Consider the following 18,804-nt stretch of genomic DNA (forward strand, 5'->3'; position numbering starts at 1 on the left):
CTTTAAATACTCTCTTTCTAATCAAAACAGTGTCATTGAGATTTCTCTCGCCCAAAAGGAGTAATGCCGTATGGAAAAAATTTACGTCCTAGATACCAATGTACTATTACATGACCCTTTAGCTATTTATGCTTTTACCGAGCATAAAGTCGTCATTCCCATGACAGTGCTTGAAGAACTCGACATCATCAAAGACAGACGAGATAAAGACGTTAGCAGAGAAGCAAGACTCGCCATCAACACCATAGACAAAATAGTCGGAGACGCTTCCCCAAAACAGCTGCAAAGCGGCGTTACCATCAAAAAGCCTCATCAAGTAGACGATGAGGATACACCACAACAAGCCAATGAAGGTTCATTGGCCATTTTTCCTGATCAACAAATCACCCATACTGACAATATCCCTTTTCTCAATGGCAATCATGACCACGCCAACGACAACCGCATTATCAATGTCGCCCTTAGCCTACAGGCGACCAACCCAAGATCGTCTGTCTGCCTAGTGACAAAAGACATTAATATGCGCATAAAAGCAAAAGGCTCAGGCTTAGAGCGCGTTGAAGATTACAGAAAAGACAAAGTCTTAGACGATGTCGACTTGATGAGTAAAGGGTATATTCAAGTAGAAGGCAGCTTCTGGTCTAATCTCGACAGTGTTCGTACAGAATCACACGGCCGACACACGGTACACTTGATTAAGAAAGACACCCTCCCCACCCTTTACCTCAATATGTTTATTATTGATGATGAGGAGTTTGTCGGCTTTGTGGTAAATATTGATAAAGAGTACATTTACCTATTAGATATTAACAAACAGAACATCATGCACCAGAGCTTCTGGGGCATTAAACCTCGTAATTTAGAACAAGCCATGGCCTTCTACCTATTGCGACACGACAATTCAGACTTAATGATAATGACAGGGCCAGCAGGCTCAGGAAAGACACTGCTCGCGTTGGCCTATGGATTACAAGTCACCATGGAAGAAAAGCGTTTTAATAAGATCATCGTGGCACGCTCTACCCCTCCAATGGCGGAAGATATAGGTTTTTTACCTGGAACAGAAGAGGAGAAGATGGCGCCTTGGCTAGCCGCTTTTGATGACAACTTAGAGATCTTACACGGTGCCGATGAACACGCTTTCAGCAGTATCGACTACGTCAAACAGAAAGCGAACATTCAGTTTAAATCGCTTAACTTTATGCGCGGCCGCTCATTCAATAATGCGCTAATTATTATTGATGAGGCACAGGGCTTAACGCAATTTCAACTTAAATCCATTGTCACACGCATCGGCAGTAACTCTAAAATTATTGTCCTTGGCAACCTAGCTCAAATTGATAATAAATACATCACTCCACTGACATCTGGCCTGACTTACCTTGTCGAAAAATGTAAAACCTTCAAATATGCCAGCGTCATGCATGTTAACGGAATAGAGCGCAGTAGACTGGCGGAATTTGCTGAAGAAAATTTATAACGCAGCGCCGCATCAACAAACAGGCACAAAAAAGGGAAGACCAAGTCTTCCCTTTTTAACAAGATTAAAAGTAAAGGACTATTTACTGACTTACTGATTTGGCCAGCTCAGTAATTTCATCCCACTTTCCTGCTTTCACCAAGTCTGTTGGTACAATCCAAGAACCACCAACACAAAGCACATTTGGCAATGCTAGGTAATCACGGAAGTTGTTTGCTCCAATACCACCTGTTGGGCAGAATTTAATCTGAGGTAAAGGCCCACCAAATGCTTTCAAGGCTTTCACTCCACCATTTACTTCTGCAGGGAAAAATTTGAAATGGTCATAACCATGCTCCATACCCAACAAAATGTCAGAGATAGTCGCAACAGCAGGTAAATATGGAATGTCATATTCCTTACCTACTGCCAATAAGTCAGCCGTCATTCCTGGGCTAATGATAAACTGAGAACCCGCCTCAACCGCTTGAACATACTGCTCTCGTGAACACACAGTGCCGGCACCCACAATCGCTTCTGGCACTTCTTTACGCAGTGCCGTGATCGCTTCCAGTGCCGCCTCAGTGCGCAGTGTTACCTCTAATACAGGCACGCCGCCAGCTACTAAAGCTTTTCCAAGTGCAACCGCTTGCTCAACATCGTCTACCACAATAACAGGCACTACCGGTGTTGCCGTCATCACTTGCGCTGAAGTTAATGAAGTCGTCATAATCTAGTCCTTCTTAGCTTAATAGTCGTGCCAGTTACGGCCATCTTTGATCGGTAATGCCATCGATGCAGCAGGCCCCCAAGAACCAGCAGCGTACTCTTTAGGACGCTCACTCGTTTGATTCCAAGCAGACATAATGCCGTCAACCCATTTCCAGGCCGCTTCCACTTCGTCATAACGCATAAACAAGGTGGCATCGTTGCGCATTACATCCAACAACAAACGCTCATAAGCCTCTGGGCTACGTTTATTATGGAAGGCTTCGGTCAAACTCAAGTTCAAGTCAACAGGCTGAAGATTCATACCTTCGCTTGCACCAGGCACTTTGTTCATTACAGTTAAAGAGATTTTTTCTTCTGGCTGCAAACGAATAACCAATTGATTACGCTGCAATTGGCGATTACTCTCATCGCTAAAAATACTGTGTGGCACAGTCTTGTACTGAATCACAATTTCAGAATAACGCTGACCAAGGCGCTTCCCTGTTCTTAAATAGAATGGAACACCCGCCCAACGCCAGTTATCGATATCTGCTCGCAATGCAACAAAAGTTTCCGTACGAGACGCAGGGTTACTGCCTTCTTCGTCAAAGTATCCAGGTACTTCTTTACCCTTGATAACGCCACGCGCGTATTGCCCACGTACCGTTTTTGTATAAGCATTTGCGCCTTCAATTGGACGTAATGCTTTTAGCACTTTGATTTTTTCATCGCGCACTGAATCCGCATCCATACGACCTGGAGGCTCCATCGCCACAAGGCACAACAACTGTACGATATGGTTCTGCACCATGTCACGCATTGCGCCTGCGTCATCGTAATAACCCCAACGCCCTTCAACACCCACAGTTTCAGAAACAGTAATTTGCACGTTATCAATGTGTGCACTGTCCCACAGCGGCTCGAACAAGGTATTACCGAAGCGGATAGCCAATAGGTTTTGTACCGTCTCTTTACCAAGATAGTGGTCAATACGAAACACTTGCTGCTCGGTAAAGTTCTCCATCACTTCGTCATTAATAGCACGAGAAGAGTCTAAATCACGGCCAAGAGGCTTTTCTAACACCACGCGCATACGGTCTTTGTTTAACCCATGGCTAGCCAATGAAGAACAAATAGAACCAAATAAACTCGGCGATGTAGCCAAGTAAAACACAACATCTCGATCATCACCGCCAATTTGCTCGTCATTAAGACGAGCAAAGTCAGACTCTTTTTGCGCATCAACAGACACATAACTTAAACGCGCCTTAAACTGGGACCAGACTTTGTCATCTCCCACACTCGCCGGCACAAACTCGTCCAACGCGACGCGTACTTTATCTTGATAATCTTCTGCGCTCATTTCTCGTCGAGAAGCGCCAATAATGCGTGTAGTTGGTGCTAACAAGCCATCCATTTCAAGATGGTACAAAGCGGGCAGCAACTTGCGCATAGCAAGGTCACCACCACCACCGAAGATCACTACATCACAGGCTTTCAAACTTGCCTTCATATTCTTCATTCTCCAACTAATCTAGGCTTTCGATACAAGATGAGATGCGTAACAAGCGCACCCCATCAGCCCTGGGTATTCAGACAGAACAACAAAGGTCGGAATCGGTGACACAAACTCTTTCATACGACCTTTTTCTTGCATGGCATTACGAAAGCCACTTTTTTGAATTTCATTGATATAACGCGGCACAATCCCACCGGCAATATACACACCGCCACGGGACTCCACTGACAACACAAGGTCGCCAATCACACGGCCTAAGAAGACAAAAAACTGCTCTAATGCCGCTTCCGCAATAGGGTCATCTCCCGCCTTAAGCGCGTCCCCTATCTGTGGCGCCGTCAGACGACGCTCAATACCGCTACGAGACGCTAATGCCTCATAAATATTTTCCAATCCCATCCCTGATAAAACACGCTCTGCCGATACGCGTTCATGGCGAGTCCGCAGAAAACGTAAAATGTCATCCTCTTGCTCATTACAGGTGGCTAAATCCACATGACCACCTTCACCAGATAAAACAATGTTAGGCCCCACATCCTGTGGCACAACACACGCCACACCAAGACCAGTGCCGGCACCAACAACCCAAGCAGCTTCTTTGCTATCCACTTCAGAATGTTCACCAATAACCATAAGATCTTCTGGTTTCAGCACTTCTAAACAATGGCCAACCGCATCAAAGTCGTTCAACAGTTCAAGCGCTTTATCTTCACCAAAGTAAGCTTGCACTTCTGCTCGTGTAAATTGCCAAGGGTTATTAGAAAAGCGAATAATAGGAAGGTCGACTGGACCAGCAATGGCAAGCACAATGGCATCGATATTATCCATATCGACACTACAATGCTCTATGTAGTCAGCCGCAGCATCAAAAAAGCTTTCGTAATTCTTGCAGGCGAACACCCGCACTTCTTGCGGTGTGTACTCATGTATTGGAACCAGTGCAAAACGCGCATTGGTGCCGCCTAAGTCGGCGATCAAAGCGTGGGACATAAAAGAACCCTATCTGATTTTTTTGAAATTTTATAACAAAACAACCTTGAAAAATACCGATGAATGGAATTTTCACGGATTAATATGTAATAAAATTACATATTACCGAATTCTGTTTAGAAATTTAAACACCTTCGTTGGCACAGATCTTTTTCGGTTATTTTTATAGTTATAGAGACGTTCATCCGCTAATTTCAGCAACTGCTTGTAGTTCGTCGGAGCATCACCGATCACACTAGCACCACCAAAACTGACGGTAATGGGAACCAAGTTAGACTTGTACCTCAGCGGGTTAGACTGAAGGTAATCATGGATAGACTCAGCAATTAAAAGCGCTTGATCATAACTCTTGCCAGGGGTTACAAAAACAAACTCATCACCAGCAAAACGGAATGCCAAACCTTGTTTATGCACGTATTTTAGCAGACGTTTAGCAATGTATTCCAACACCTCATCACCACAGTTGTGACCTAGGGTATCATTGATTGACTTAAAAGCATCACAGTCTATAAACACCACGGTAAGATCCCTCTGCTGCTTTTTGGAACGAGAGAACTCTCGCTCTAGCATTAGCTCTAGCTGACGACGATTTAGTAAGCCTGTCAGTGGGTCACGCGTGGCTAAATACTCAAGCTTTTCTCGCGCTGTCACATTACTTAGACAAATGGAGATCTTAATCGCTAACTGGTCTAATAAAAACGTATCTTTAGTCGCAGCATCATACCTTGAGCTGTCTGAATCTGCCTGACAAAATAGACCGACTAGCTCTCCATCAATTGTTAATGGTGATACTGCGACAGAGGAGACTATGTCCCGATAAACAGGCGGAATAATCTCACGACAACTAGCAAGGTTATTATTCACAAGTACCGTTTTATTGCCCGACTTAATAACGTCGATCATCACATGACGGCGAGTAAACAACACCCTATCTCTCAGGTCAGGGGTTTTCTCAAGGGTTTCAATTAGGTGGGATAAAGGCGCTTCATTAATAAGATTGACCCATACATAGGGTACATTGAATTGCTTCTGGACTTCTTTGGTCAAAGTGGAGACAAATTGATCACAACGGCCAATAGAAAGAATGCAGCGCTCAATTTCAAAGAACTTAAGCGCAATCGCCTCATTTTGCCTTACATTGTCTATTAGCTCATTTATATCATGCATGCATCAAATGTCCCGACCGCCCTGTAGCGACATAGAAAGAATCATAGTCATTTTTACTAAAGCAATTGATCTATAATATATTATAGTACGATGCTTCAATCCTTTGAGCCATTAATAACGTCCAAACCTGGTTAAACTTTTGTCACAATATTGCATCGTCTTAGTTTTTCCTTAATCACTTCAAGCCTCTTGTTCATCCTGAAAAGAAAGCTAATTTATTATTTTTTTTGCTAATCTATTCACTCCTACTGCCGATACACTTTTCATCCTTGATAGTGAGAGTAGTCATGAACATTAGAGACGTTGTCCAAACCCAGTTGACGCAAAGCACCAGTGCTGGGAAACCCGTCTCAGGCAATGCTCAATTTGCCTTAATGATGAGCCTATTTAGTCAGCCAGGCCCTGCACTCATGGAAGAACCCGATACAAGAAGCGTTCATGAACCTCATGCCATCACTCGACCTATTCAGTTTTCCAGTGGCATTATTGATAATCCATCGGCAAACATTGCCTTGCTAAAAGCACTTAACGAAGAGCCTCTGGCACAAGGCACCCCCTATCAATACAATGCGGTAGAAGCCCTAGAAAACCAAATCAGCACACGCATCTAGCGCACCTATTTCGTGGCCGCCCCTATTTCAACACCACAACGCTGAAACAATTGACTCCAAGCAAATGCATGACGCTGTGAAGCGCGCTGATATTGTCGCCAGAGACTATCATCTTGAGTAACAGACAAAATAGCAAGATGTTGCTCTAAGGCTTTGGGTAACGGGCTCCCAAGCTTAGCTATCTGCTCTATTAACGGCAATAGTCGATAAGCGGCACTGTTCATTCGTGCCATATAGGGCTGAATTTTCTTTATATAATGGCGCTCAAACTGTTGGCTTAAAAAAGCCAAGGGAGGGCCACACACTTCATCGGGTAAACCTTCTATAGCGCTAGAGACAGCGGTTAAAAAACGCTTCAACTGCGCCAAGCTATACATCAACTGCCCTGCATATTCACTGTCACTCAAGGCTTTCAAATCCGCTTCATACGCCTTACCCTCAACCCTAGGTAAAGACCTTAGACGCTCACCTATTTGCTTTATACTCTCCAATGAAGCCAGCAACGACTGATAATTCACCGAACGATTAGATAAAGGAATAAAACCATTAGAGAGACTAAAAAATGCCTGACCTTCTGCCCCATTAAACACCGCATTAGTATAAGCAATGGGTAACTCCTTACGTTTTAGCCGCGCGATCTCGTGTAACTTATCTGCCAATTGGGTATTTTCAATAGAACACGACTCAATGGCTCGGATGATATTAATTTCATATAAAAAACGCTGACTATTTGGCATAACCCGACCCAGTACACTGTTTCGTTCACCGGCCAAAAAGCCTACATCGCACTGCTGTAATGAGAGAAAATCGAGTATGCTAACGTCAAATTTAGTAAGTGCTTGCTGGCGCTGCTGCAACGGCGGGTACAAATTCGGTGATACAAAGTCCGGTAGACGAACTGCAATGTATTTCGAACGAGACAAATCATCTACGTAAGCCAATAGAAGCGATTCTGGCTGATACCTTGATGTGCATCCAACCAACAACAGTAAACCAGCAACACCCCATATGACTTGAGGAAATAAACGAATTAATATGAACAAGCTGCTAATCCAAAAACGTGAAGAAATCTCTGAAACGCGCGTCGCAAAAATGGTATTCCCCGGCACCACCAACCACTATGACACCCTGTTTGGCGGAATCGCATTGCAATGGATGGACGAAGTGGCTTATATCGCTGCGACACGCTTTGCAAGAAAACCTTTAGTGACTATTTCTACCGAGCAAGTCAACTTTAAACAACCCATTCCGTCAGGCATTTTGATCGAACTCGTTGCCCGAGTTGTTCACGTAGGTCGTACATCACTTAAGGTCGAAGTGAATATTTTCTTAGAAGAGCTCGACAGTGACAAACGCACTAAGGCCATTACTGGACACTTTAATTTTGTTGCGATTGATGAGAATAAAAAGCCTGTTCCTATTTTCAGTGAAGACAACCAAATATGAGAAAAGCGCTTATTGAGCCAGAATCAAAAGCTTATCGATACTCTGATTCTGGCTCCTTAAGCTTATTGCATTTTTTGTTTGGCTATTTCTGAAGCTAATTCATCAAAGCTTTTTTTCGCTTCTAACTTTTGATAAATGGCTTGATTGTTTTTCATTGATGTTCGCAAAATATCTTCAGAGATGCTCTCCGTTTGTTTTGGGTCTAACCCTACCAACACCACCAAACCACCGCTTGGGGTTGGTAGCTGGCGCAACACACGAGAACCAACCAAGGTTTGTTCGGTGATTTGTTTTGTCACAACACTGTTCACCCTGTCTACACTTTCCGCATCACCTGCACCAGTGGTTTCAACATACTGTTTGACCATATTCTGCAAATTTAAGCTTAGCACTTGAGCCAGTTCGACACGTGCTGCTGTGGCCGCCATTTGCTTCATATAATTTGGGCCTGCTGCTGATTTTTCACTGTAGCCTACCGCTGACAATTCAACGCCTTCTACTGGTGCTCCACAAACCCATTGTGGCGCGGCTTTATTTGAGCCATCGGCAAACACACAATCTGCTACAGGCTCCGCTTGAGTGAGCACTTCCTTTGAACTACATGCCGCTAATAACAAGGCGGTTGCGGCAATACCAAGTAATTTAAACTTCATTCTATCCCCACTCTCAAATAAATAATTCGCATTCATTCTATAGTAGACGAATTTGCCTGACAAAAACAAAAAAAGGTGCCAATAGGCACCTTTTAAAAAAGTTATAAAGCGTTTACTTACTCAGTAAAGTTGGCTTTATCTTCTTCGGTAACGTCTTTCATAGACAATTTAATGCGGCCACGCGCATCAACATCTAGTACTTTGACAATCACGTCCTGACCTTCTGACAAGAAGTCAGAAACCGCGCGGATGCGTTCTTCAGCGATTTGAGAAATGTGAACCAAACCATCTTTACCAGGTAGAATGTTCACGAAAGCACCAAACTCAGCAAGACGAACGACTTTACCTTGGTAAAGTTTGTCCACTTCTGCTTCTGCTGTGATCTCATGGATCTTAAGCAAAGCAGCATCAGACGCTGCTTTATCAGCAGCGTAAATGCGTACTGTACCGTCATCATCTAGGTCGATAGAAGCGCCAGTCTGTTCTGTAATAGAACGGATAGTCGCGCCACCTTTACCGATAACATCACGGATTTTTTCAGGATCAATTTTGATTGTCGCCATAGATGGCGCATTTGGAGACACTTCAGGGCGAGCGTAACCAATCACTTCTGCCATTTCACGCAGGATGTGCTTACGCGCGTCCATTGCTTGGCTTAGTGCGATATCCATGATTTCTTCATTGATACCTTCAATTTTGATGTCCATTTGAAGTGCTGTGATACCTTCTTCAGTACCCGCTACTTTAAAGTCCATGTCACCAAGGTGATCTTCATCACCCAAGATATCAGTCAATACTGCAAAGCCGTCGTCTTCTTTGATCAGACCCATAGCGATACCAGCGACTGGCGCTTTAAGAGGAACACCTGCGTCCATCATAGATAGAGATGCACCACAAACAGAAGCCATAGAGCTAGAACCGTTTGATTCAGTGATTTCAGACACGATACGAATTGTGTATGGGAATTCATCTTCAGATGGCAATACCGCTTGAACACCACGACGTGCTAGACGACCGTGACCGATTTCACGACGACCAACACCGCCCATACGACCACATTCACCTACAGAGTATGGAGGGAAGTTGTAGTGCAACATGAAGCTATCTTTGCTTTCGCCAGCAAGACCGTCAGACATTTGCGCATCACGGCTAGTACCTAGAGTACAAGTCGCAATCGCCTGAGTTTCACCACGAGTGAACAAAGCAGAACCGTGAGTTTTGCTCAACAAACCAACTTCAACGTTGATTGGACGAACGGTTTTGTTATCACGACCATCGATACGTGGCTGACCGTCGATAACACGACGACGTACAGTACGTTTCTCAAGTTTCGCGAAAGCACCTGTTACGTCAGCTTCTGAGAATTCACCTTCTTCAGTAACTAGCGCTTCAACCGCCGCCGCACGCACTTCGCTTAGTTTAGCGTAGCGTGCCATTTTTTCGCTGATGCCGTAAGCTTCTTCGATTTGTGCTGCGTAGCCTGTTGCTAGTGCTTCAGTTAGTGAAACATTAACCGCTTCAGCTTCCCATTCCCAACGAGGCTTAGCGCACTCAGTTGCGAATTCAGAAATTGCTGTGATGGCCGCTTGCATTTCTTTGTGTGCGTAAAGTACCGCACCTAGCATTTCGTCTTCAGTAAGCTCTTGTGCTTCAGACTCAACCATTAGGACTGCGTCTTTAGTACCCGCAACAACCATGTCTAGCAAAGAACCGTCTAGATCTGCGTAGCTTGGGTTAAGAACGTAGCCAGACTCATCGTTAAAGCCAACACGTGCTGCACCGATAGGACCATTGAATGGGATACCAGAAATAGTCAAGGCAGCAGACGTTGCTAACATAGCCGCAATGTCAGCGTCTAGGTTAGTGTTCGTCGACATAACAGTACAAACAACCTGTACTTCGTTCATGAAACCTTTTGGAAACAATGGACGAATAGGACGGTCAATTAGACGAGAAGTCAGTGTTTCTTTTTCAGAAGGACGACCTTCACGTTTTAGGAAGCCACCAGGGATTTTACCGACAGCGTAAGCACGCTCTTGGTAATGAACAGACAGTGGGAAAAAGTCTTGACCAGGTTTTGCTGATTTTGCACCAACTACAGTAGCTAGCACTTGCGCATCACCAATAGTACAAAGAACCGCACCTGTTGCTTGACGAGCAATGCGGCCAGTTTCTAGTGTTACCGTATCGTTACCAAACTGGAACGTTTTTGTTGTAATACTCACACGTATTCCTTTTCATTAAAAAAAATTACTTTCTCCCAAAGATCTTCTTTTAAAGCCAGTACTCATATGCACTCTATGCTAGCTCACTTTATTCGCGATAAAAGCACATATGAAGTACAGGCTGTCCCTTGGGAGACCAATAAAAAAAGGGCCATAATAACTTATGGCCCTTCCTTAGTCTTAGCGACGCAGACCTAGTTTTTTGATCAAACCAGTGTAACGTGCTGCGTCTTTACGCTTAAGGTAATCCAACAATTTACGACGTTGGTTTACCATGCGAATTAGACCGCGACGAGAATGGTGGTCATGGATATGAGCTTTAAAGTGACCTTGAAGACCTTCGATGTTCTTAGTCAACAATGCTACTTGAACTTCAGGAGAACCAGTGTCGCCTTCCGCTACTTGAAACTCTTTAACCAACGCTGCTTTTGATTCTGCAGACAATGCCATAATCTATATCTCCAATTTAATATGCTATAAGAAAATACAGGATAGCCGAGCATATTTTCAGTTACCCTATAGCCAGCAAGTTTAACACTCTTTTTAGCAGAACTCACTGCTATTTATGCGCGCTCTCACTGGTATTTAATAGTCGCTGAGGGCGGATATTCTCCCCTCTTATTTTACCCAAGCCAAGAAACCTTTGACTGCCTTGATCGTAAAGTCTCACCAGGCTGTCATCCGCTAGCGAGATAGGGCTCGCCACGGTACGACCGAACAACATATCTTTGGTATCTTGAGCGGGTAATTCTATCCGATCCAAATACTCGACCGCTGAATCCATTGGCATCAAATAAGCATCAAGTGCGTCTTCACCTTGCTCGGCAATCGCCTCAAATTCTTCAAGGGTAAGCATTCCTTCTGGGGAATAGCCTGCCGTTGAGACGCGATGCAAGGATTTCAAATGCGCACCACAACCTAACGCCTCACCAATGTCTTCGCCAATGGTTCGAATATAAGTCCCTTTTGAACACTGAATATCCAGGGTCAACGAATCGTCTGTTCTGGACACTAGGGTCAGATTAGAAATCATAACTTGGCGACGTTTCCGTTCGATGACAATACCTTGCCGTGCGTATTCATACAAAGGCTTGCCTTCGTGCTTCAACGCCGAATACATAGGTGGGATCTGCTCTATTTCACCACGAAAACGATCCAATATAGCCTCAAGCTCTGCATCCGTTAATGCAGGAACCGGCTCATCACTCAGAATCTCACCTTCACGGTCTCCCGTGGTGGTTCTTTTACCAAGTTGGATGCAAGTTAGATAACGCTTATTTGCGTCTAAAAGGAACTGCGAGAACTTCGTCGCCTCGCCCAAACACAAAGGCAACATTCCTGTTGCCAATGGGTCTAAAGCACCGGTATGGCCCGCTTTCGCAGCCCGGTATAAACGACGAACTCGCTGTAACGCTTGGTTTGAACTTAAACCGATGGGCTTGTTCAGTAGTACGATACCGTCTACCGAACGCCATTTTGTTTTAGACATACCGTTCAATTACTCGCTTTCGTTACCGTTTTTTGCTTCATCATCACGAATTACTTCGTCAATCAAAGCAGACATACGCGAACCATTAACGACACTTTGATCGTAATGGAAACGCAAATGCGGCATCACTCGAAGTTTCACTTCTTTTGCCAAACGGCCACGCAAGAAACCTTTTGCACTGTCTAAAGCTTCCTGATTTTCAGCCAACACTTCTGGCTGATCATCTTTACCCAAAACCGTGTAATAAATGTCCGCATAGCCTAAATCTTTGGCCACACGTACTTCGTTGATAGTAACCAACCCTAAACGAGGATCTTTTACTTCAAACTGGATCAAGGACGCCAGCTCCTTTTGGAGCTGGTCACCAATCCGACTAGTACGACTAAATTCGCCTGCCATGATTTTGTCCTATTAAAGAGTACGCGCAACTTCGACGGTTTCAAAAACCTCGATTTTATCGCCTACCTTAACATCGTTGTAGTTCTTCACACCGATACCACATTCCATGCCTTTGCTGACTTCGTTAACCGCATCTTTAAAGCGACGAAGAGACTCAAGTTCACCTTCGTAAATAACCACATCATCACGCAATACACGGATCTGTTTGTTACGGTATACCGTACCTTCAATCACCATACAACCTGCGATCAATCCGAACTTAGGAGAACGGAATACATCACGCACTTCTGCTGTACCTTGGATATCTTCGCGAAGATCTGGTGTCAACATACCAGACAAGGCAGATTTCACATCGTCGATAATGTTGTAGATTACGCTGTAGTAGCGCAGATCAATGCTTTCACGTTCGATAAACTGCTTCGCAGAAGCATCCGCACGCACGTTGAAACCAAAGATTACCGCTTCAGAAGCCAATGCCAAAGTCGCATCAGTTTCCGTAATACCACCAACACCGCTAGATACGATGTTCACCTGAACTTCTTCTGTGTTCAAGTCCGTTAATGACTTGATCAAGGCTTCCAAAGAACCACGAACATCGGCTTTAAGCACAACATTTAGCGTACGCACTTCATCTTTGCCCATTTCAGAGAACAAGTTCTCCAATTTCGCAGAATATTGGCGAGCAAAGCGAACTTCGCGGTATTTACCTTGACGGAAGTTAGCCACTTCACGAGCTTTACGCTCATCCGCTACAACGATAAATTCTTCACCGGCTTCTGGCGTACCGTCTAGACCTAAAATCTCAACAGGAATAGAAGGACCTGCACTGTCAATGGCTTTACCATTTTCATCCAACAAGGCACGAACACGACCCATTTGCAGACCTGCTAAAACGATATCGCCTTTGCGCAAAGTACCGTTTTGAACCAACAAGGTAGCAACCGAACCACGACCGCGATCCAAGCGAGATTCCACAACGACGCCTTTACCAGGTGAACTCGGTACCGCATTTAGCTCAAGTACTTCAGCTTGTAGAAGCACAGCTTCTAGAAGCTCTTCGATGCCTTCACCAGACTTAGCCGAAACACCAACGAACTGGATGTCACCACCCCATTCTTCCGGCACGACTTCTTGTGCGACCAATTCGTTTTTAACACGATCAATGTCCGCACCTTCTTTGTCGACTTTCGTCATTGCAACAACCATTGGCACTTCTGCTGCACGAGCGTGCTGAATTGCTTCAATGGTTTGTGGCATAACACCATCATCGGCAGCACAAACAAGAATAACGATGTCTGTTGCTTTCGCGCCACGCGCACGCATAGAAGTAAATGCAGCGTGTCCAGGTGTATCTAGGAAACTGATCATGCCGTGTGGCGTTTCCACATGGTAAGCACCAATGTGCTGGGTAATACCACCCGACTCACCCGCAGCAACGCGCGTGGTACGAATGTAATCCAGTAACGATGTTTTACCATGGTCTACGTGACCCATTACAGTAACAACTGGCGCACGTTTGATTTCTTCACCGTCGTAATCGATTGCTTCAATCATGTCGTTTTCGACAGCGTTTTCATCGATATATTTAACGGTGTGACCCATTTCTTCAACAACCAAGGTTGCTGTATCACGATCAATGGTTTGGTTAATGGTCGCCATTGCGCCCATTTTAAACATCACCTTAATCACTTCAGCTGCTTTGATTGTCATTTTCTCAGCAAGATCTGCAACAGTAATACTTTCTGGCAATGCCACTTCATGTATTTGTGGTGCCGTCGGCTTTTGGAAGCCGTGCTCTTGCTTAGATGGTTTCTTCCCTTTACGACCAAGCTTACCGCGACGGTAATCATCATCGCCATTCACATTAACGCGGGAACGTTTGTTATCTGAGTTATTACGGCCACGGGGTTTGTTATCGCCATCTTGGCGAGGTGCCCCTTTTTTACCTTTAGGCGCAACCGGCGATTTTTTGTTATCCATCGCTGGTTGAGACGCTTTTTTCGTCACTTTAGGCTGTTTTGGTGCTTCCACGGGTTCTGCCGCTCCTATACCGGAGTCATTCTGCTCCGTATGGTTTTGCACATCAGCATTTGAAGGTGTGGATTTCACAACCTCCTGACGTGCCTTTTCTTCGGCTTCAGCTTTGGCTTTTGCCGCCTTTTCTGCTTCAAGCTTACGCTCAGCTTCAAGACGAGCCTGTTCTTCGGCCTCTAGACGCGCCTGTTCTTCGGCCTGACGCTGCGCAAGAACTTCTTGTTGTTTCTGAAGTTCTTCATCGGCATCATTTCGCTTCACATAAGTGCGCTTTTTCTTAACAGCAACATTAACTGCTTTACCGCCATCACCGCGAGATAAGGTGCTGGTCTTCTTACGCTGCAATGTAATACGCTGCGCTCCATCATCCTCATCGCCGTGCTGACGCTTTAAATAGTTTAACAGTATTTGCTTTTCAACATCAGAGACGTCTTGGTCCTCACTTTTGTGAGGAAGACCAGCGTCTTTCATCTGAGCCAGTAGCTTATCGACTGGTGTTTTCACCAGTTCGGATAGTATCTTTACGGTTTGAACTGTCATTAAGTTCCCCCTTATGTACTCAGATTTTACTCAGATTCAGCAAACCATGGTGCGCGTGCAGTCAAGATAAGTGTGCCGGCACGCTCTTCTGTCATACCGTCAATATCAAGTAACTCATCAACAGACTGCTCAGCAAGATCTTCCATCGTGATCACGCCTTTAGAAGCAAGCACAAGAGCAAGGTGATTATCCATCCCCTCCATCTCTAAAAGGTCTGCTGCTGGCTTAGCACCGTCTAATTGTTCTTCCGCTTGAAGTGCTTGGTTTAGCAAAGCTTCTTTAGCGCGAGAACGTAGTTCATTTACTAAATCTTCATCAAATCCGTCGATATCTAACATTTCTTCCATTGGGACATAAGCCACTTCCTCTAAGGAAGCGAATCCCTCTTCGACCATTTGAATAGCCAAATCGTCGTCAATTTCCAAGTTATCAACAAACAAGTCGATCAACTTTTGTGACTCTTCTTGCTGTTTTGCCTCGGCATCTTCGCTGGTCATCACATTCAAAGCCCAACCCGTTAGCGCTGACGCTAAACGAACATTTTGACCATTTCGGCCAATGGCTTGCGCAAGGTTGTCACTTTTTACTGCAACGTCCATAGAATGCGCATCTTCATCAATCACAATCGAGTCTACTTCAGCAGGAGACATGGCATTGATGACTAATTGAGCTGGATTATCATCCCAAAGAACAATATCAACTCGCTCACCGTTCATTTCATTGGAAACCGCCTGCACACGTGCGCCACGCATACCGACACAAGCACCAATTGGATCAATACGACGGTCATTTGTTTTTACTGCAATTTTTGCACGTAAACCTGGGTCACGAGATGCACCACGGATTTCAATCACTTCCTCAGAGATTTCAGGCACCTCTAAACGGAACAACTCAACCATAAAGTCTGGAGAGTTACGCGATAAAATCAGCTGTGGCCCACGATTGTCTTCGCGAATTTCTAGCAACAAAGCACGAATACGATCATTCATACGGAATGTTTCACGAGAAATCAGCTGATCTTTTGGCAATGCCGCTTCCGCATTCTCACCAAGATCAACAATCAAGCTATCACGCGTCACTTTCTTCACTTGACCGTGTACTAGTTTACCCACTTTTTCAGAGTAGCGAGCAACCACTTTTGCACGTTCAGCTTCACGTACTTTTTGTACGATAACTTGTTTTGCCGTTTGTGCCGCGATACGGCCAAACTCTTCAGATTCAACTTCTTCTTCGTACACTTCACCGATGCCAACACCTAAATCTTGCTCTTCAGAGTCATCGATTGTTAGCTCGGACGCTGGTGCAGAATAATCTTCATCAGCGACGATGTTCCATTGACGGAATGTTTTATAATCACCAGTACGCTGATCAATAGAAACACGAATAACGGCGTCTTCTTCAAAACGACGTTTGGCAGCACTAGCTAAAGCAATTTCAACGGCTTCGAAAATAACTTGTTTCGGAACATCTTTTTCGTTGGAAACGGCTTCCACTACCAAAAGAATCTCTTTGCTCATCCTTTTAGCCTCTCTTCAAGGTTAATTTTTAAAATTGTGGAACAACATTTGCCTTTTCGATTAAATCGATTGGCAACAGGTATTCTTCTTGGTCTACACGGATAACGACATCTTCATTTTCGATACCCATTAACTGCCCTTTAAATTTACGACGCCCATCAAACGGCACTCGTAAACGCAGAGAAACAACAGACCCTACATAAGCTTGGTACTGAACCAGATCAAACAACGGACGATCCAAACCTGGAGAAGACACCTCTAAGTTGTATTCCCCTGTAATAGGATCCTCAACATCAAGAATAGAGCTAACTTGTCGGCTGACTTGAGCACAATCTTCGACATCTATCCCTTTTTCAGCTTCGGTTTCAATAAATATACGAAGCACTGAGTCTTTACCCTGAGATAAATACTCCATGCCCCAAAATTGAACCCCCAAACCTTCTACGACAGGTCGGATTAGCTCTTCTAAAATCGTATATTTCGCTGACAATCGCCTTCTCCGAAACGGTAATTTTCTAAACGCAGAAACAAAAAACGGGCTCGAGGCCCATTTCCATTCATAACCAGTCACAGTGCAGATAACAAAAAACCCCATATAGGGGTCCATATAGCTCGCCTTAATAACATTATTAAGAGAGCAGCCATTCGAAAATGGCTTGTCATGCCAAAACTCAACACTGAGTAAAAATTGGTTGCGGAGGCCGGATTCGAACCAACGACCTTCGGGTTATGAGCCCGACGAGCTACCAGACTGCTCCACTCCGCGACAAACTAACGACATTATACAGTAAAGATAACATCAACTCAATATTGGTACCGATGGCCGGACTCGAACCGGCACAGCCTAAGGCCACCACCCCCTCAAGGTGGCGTGTCTACCAATTCCACCACATCGGCATAACCACACTCGCCTCTAATTTACTCAGTAGTTGTTGGTAAATCAGACGCAGTATCTGAGGATTTCTTTTCATCACCTAACTTAGGCATTTCAACACTGTCATCAACTTGAGACGCGATCGGTGCCAAATCATGCGCACCAGAAATGCCATTTGCTTTTTCGCTGGCAAAATATGCCAAACCAAAGCTCGTCAAGAAAAACACTAGAGCAAACACAGCCGTCATACGACCAAAGAAGCTACTGTTACCTTGACTACCAAATACGGTTTGAGAAGCGCCACCACCAAAAGAGGCTCCAGCGTCTGCACCCTTACCTTGCTGTAGCAATACTAGAGCGATAATAAGAATCGCCGCCAATACATGCAGAACTAACACAAGAGCTTCCATTAAATTATCCTGCCGCTTTTACTATTTCTAAAAATTCTTTTGCATCAAGCGATGCACCACCTACCAAGGCACCATCTATATCAGGCATCGCAAATAAATCGCGACTCGACGATGCTTTCACACTACCGCCATATAGAATCTGAACACGCTGAGCGACACTCTCTGAGAAACTAGCAAGAAATGCTCTAATCCCAGAATGAACTGCTTGCGCCTGTTCCGCTGTTGCCGATAGTCCTGTACCAATTGCCCAAACAGGTTCGTAGGCAATAACGATACGATTAAATGCTTCTACGCCCAGCAGATCTAGCACCGCTTTAATCTGTCTTTCGCAGACAGCTAAGGTTTGCCCTGCTTCGCGCTCTTCCAATGTCTCGCCTATACAAAGCATCGGAATAAAGTCTTTATTTATAAGCGATTGCACCTTAAGTGCCACAACATCATCCGTCTCTCCATATAGAGAGCGACGCTCAGAATGCCCAACTAAGACATACTTCACAGCAAAATCTTCTAACATTGAGGCTGACACTTCACCGGTGAAAGCACCGCTTGCTTTATCACTTACATTTTGTGCCGCCAGCTTGATTTGATCATTCTGAGCACACAAAGTAGACACTAAATGCAAGTAAGGAAACGAAGGTGAAACAACCACTTCAGAGTTAGAGGAGTCCGCTTTAAGTAAATCAGTAACAAGTGCTGTAATAGACTCCACAGAGCCATTCATTTTCCAGTTACCTGCAACTATTTTTTGACGAATCATACT

Annotated in this window: 18 protein-coding genes and 2 tRNA genes; 3 read left to right on the forward strand and 17 right to left on the reverse strand. The window is 44.6% G+C overall.

Going from position 1 to position 18,804, the window contains the following annotated elements; all coding sequences use genetic code 11:
• Positions 1-70 precede the first annotated feature (70 nt).
• Complete coding sequence (locus DFP81_RS05545) at positions 71-1,480, forward strand: PhoH family protein (RefSeq protein WP_115896781.1); 1,410 nt, start codon at positions 71-73, stop codon at positions 1,478-1,480.
• An 82-nt stretch (positions 1,481-1,562) separates the two neighbouring features.
• On the opposite strand, the gene DFP81_RS05550 is transcribed toward DFP81_RS05545, so the two are convergent.
• The 4 genes from DFP81_RS05550 to DFP81_RS05565 form a co-directional block, all read right to left on the reverse strand.
• Positions 1,563-2,189, reverse strand: a complete 627-nt coding sequence (locus tag DFP81_RS05550; RefSeq protein ID WP_115896782.1) for a bifunctional 4-hydroxy-2-oxoglutarate aldolase/2-dehydro-3-deoxy-phosphogluconate aldolase — start codon at positions 2,187-2,189, stop codon at positions 1,563-1,565.
• Positions 2,190-2,207: 18 nt separating this feature from the next.
• Positions 2,208-3,683, reverse strand: a complete 1,476-nt coding sequence (gene zwf / locus DFP81_RS05555) for a glucose-6-phosphate dehydrogenase (RefSeq protein ID WP_115896783.1) — start codon at positions 3,681-3,683, stop codon at positions 2,208-2,210.
• Positions 3,684-3,704: 21 nt separating this feature from the next.
• Entirely contained in the window at positions 3,705-4,679 is a 975-nt protein-coding gene (gene glk / locus DFP81_RS05560) for a glucokinase (protein WP_115896784.1), read from the reverse strand.
• Positions 4,680-4,781: 102 nt separating this feature from the next.
• Positions 4,782-5,846 carry a diguanylate cyclase gene (locus DFP81_RS05565; protein WP_115896785.1) on the reverse strand — a complete coding sequence of 355 codons (1,065 nt, stop codon included), beginning with the start codon at positions 5,844-5,846 and terminating at the stop codon, positions 4,782-4,784.
• Positions 5,847-6,133: 287 nt separating this feature from the next.
• Between DFP81_RS05565 and DFP81_RS05570 the strand changes: the two genes are divergently transcribed.
• Positions 6,134-6,457: a hypothetical protein gene (locus tag DFP81_RS05570; RefSeq protein ID WP_115896786.1), complete on the forward strand. Its 324-nt coding sequence runs from the start codon at positions 6,134-6,136 to the stop codon at positions 6,455-6,457.
• A gap of 5 nt (positions 6,458-6,462) precedes the next feature.
• Here the strand turns inward: DFP81_RS05570 and DFP81_RS05575 are convergent, their stop codons facing one another.
• Positions 6,463-7,500 (reverse strand): DUF3080 family protein, encoded by a 1,038-nt coding sequence (locus DFP81_RS05575; protein ID WP_245959090.1) that lies wholly within the window; start codon positions 7,498-7,500, stop codon positions 6,463-6,465.
• Here DFP81_RS05575 and DFP81_RS05580 point away from each other — a divergent pair.
• On the forward strand, positions 7,493-7,903 hold the full coding sequence (locus tag DFP81_RS05580) for an acyl-CoA thioesterase (protein WP_115896787.1): 411 nt from the start codon (positions 7,493-7,495) through the stop codon (positions 7,901-7,903). The genes DFP81_RS05575 and DFP81_RS05580 overlap by 8 nt on opposite strands.
• 62 nt (positions 7,904-7,965) lie before the next feature.
• On the opposite strand, the gene DFP81_RS05585 is transcribed toward DFP81_RS05580, so the two are convergent.
• The 12 genes from DFP81_RS05585 to tpiA form a co-directional block, all read right to left on the reverse strand.
• Positions 7,966-8,556 carry an LPP20 family lipoprotein gene (locus tag DFP81_RS05585; RefSeq protein ID WP_115896788.1) on the reverse strand — a complete coding sequence of 197 codons (591 nt, stop codon included), beginning with the start codon at positions 8,554-8,556 and terminating at the stop codon, positions 7,966-7,968.
• Positions 8,557-8,672: 116 nt separating this feature from the next.
• The gene (gene pnp / locus DFP81_RS05590) at positions 8,673-10,781 is read right to left on the reverse strand and encodes a polyribonucleotide nucleotidyltransferase (protein WP_115896789.1); all 2,109 of its coding nucleotides are present in this window, start codon (positions 10,779-10,781) and stop codon (positions 8,673-8,675) included.
• A gap of 180 nt (positions 10,782-10,961) precedes the next feature.
• The gene (gene rpsO, locus DFP81_RS05595) at positions 10,962-11,231 is read right to left on the reverse strand and encodes a 30S ribosomal protein S15 (RefSeq protein WP_115896790.1); all 270 of its coding nucleotides are present in this window, start codon (positions 11,229-11,231) and stop codon (positions 10,962-10,964) included.
• Between the two features lie 109 nt (positions 11,232-11,340).
• The gene (truB, locus tag DFP81_RS05600; protein WP_115897009.1) at positions 11,341-12,270 is read right to left on the reverse strand and encodes a tRNA pseudouridine(55) synthase TruB; all 930 of its coding nucleotides are present in this window, start codon (positions 12,268-12,270) and stop codon (positions 11,341-11,343) included.
• A gap of 9 nt (positions 12,271-12,279) precedes the next feature.
• Positions 12,280-12,669, reverse strand: coding sequence for a 30S ribosome-binding factor RbfA (gene rbfA, locus DFP81_RS05605; RefSeq protein WP_115896791.1), 390 nt, complete (start codon positions 12,667-12,669; stop codon positions 12,280-12,282).
• Positions 12,670-12,681: 12 nt separating this feature from the next.
• On the reverse strand, positions 12,682-15,243 hold the full coding sequence (infB, locus tag DFP81_RS05610; RefSeq protein ID WP_115896792.1) for a translation initiation factor IF-2: 2,562 nt from the start codon (positions 15,241-15,243) through the stop codon (positions 12,682-12,684).
• A gap of 26 nt (positions 15,244-15,269) precedes the next feature.
• The gene (gene nusA / locus DFP81_RS05615) at positions 15,270-16,760 is read right to left on the reverse strand and encodes a transcription termination factor NusA (RefSeq protein ID WP_115896793.1); all 1,491 of its coding nucleotides are present in this window, start codon (positions 16,758-16,760) and stop codon (positions 15,270-15,272) included.
• 28 nt (positions 16,761-16,788) lie between these two features.
• Positions 16,789-17,250, reverse strand: a complete 462-nt coding sequence (rimP, locus tag DFP81_RS05620; protein WP_115896794.1) for a ribosome maturation factor RimP — start codon at positions 17,248-17,250, stop codon at positions 16,789-16,791.
• Between the two features lie 199 nt (positions 17,251-17,449).
• Positions 17,450-17,526, reverse strand: a tRNA-Met gene (locus DFP81_RS05625).
• A 45-nt stretch (positions 17,527-17,571) separates the two neighbouring features.
• A tRNA-Leu gene (locus DFP81_RS05630) sits at positions 17,572-17,657 on the reverse strand.
• A 21-nt stretch (positions 17,658-17,678) separates the two neighbouring features.
• On the reverse strand, positions 17,679-18,044 hold the full coding sequence (secG, locus tag DFP81_RS05635; protein WP_115896795.1) for a preprotein translocase subunit SecG: 366 nt from the start codon (positions 18,042-18,044) through the stop codon (positions 17,679-17,681).
• Positions 18,045-18,048: 4 nt separating this feature from the next.
• Entirely contained in the window at positions 18,049-18,801 is a 753-nt protein-coding gene (gene tpiA, locus DFP81_RS05640; RefSeq protein ID WP_115896796.1) for a triose-phosphate isomerase, read from the reverse strand.
• Positions 18,802-18,804: the final 3 nt, after the last annotated feature.

Origin of the sequence: Marinomonas pollencensis (genome assembly GCF_003387375.1) — a bacterium.
GTDB classification, from domain to species: Bacteria; Pseudomonadota; Gammaproteobacteria; order Pseudomonadales; family Marinomonadaceae; genus Marinomonas; species Marinomonas pollencensis.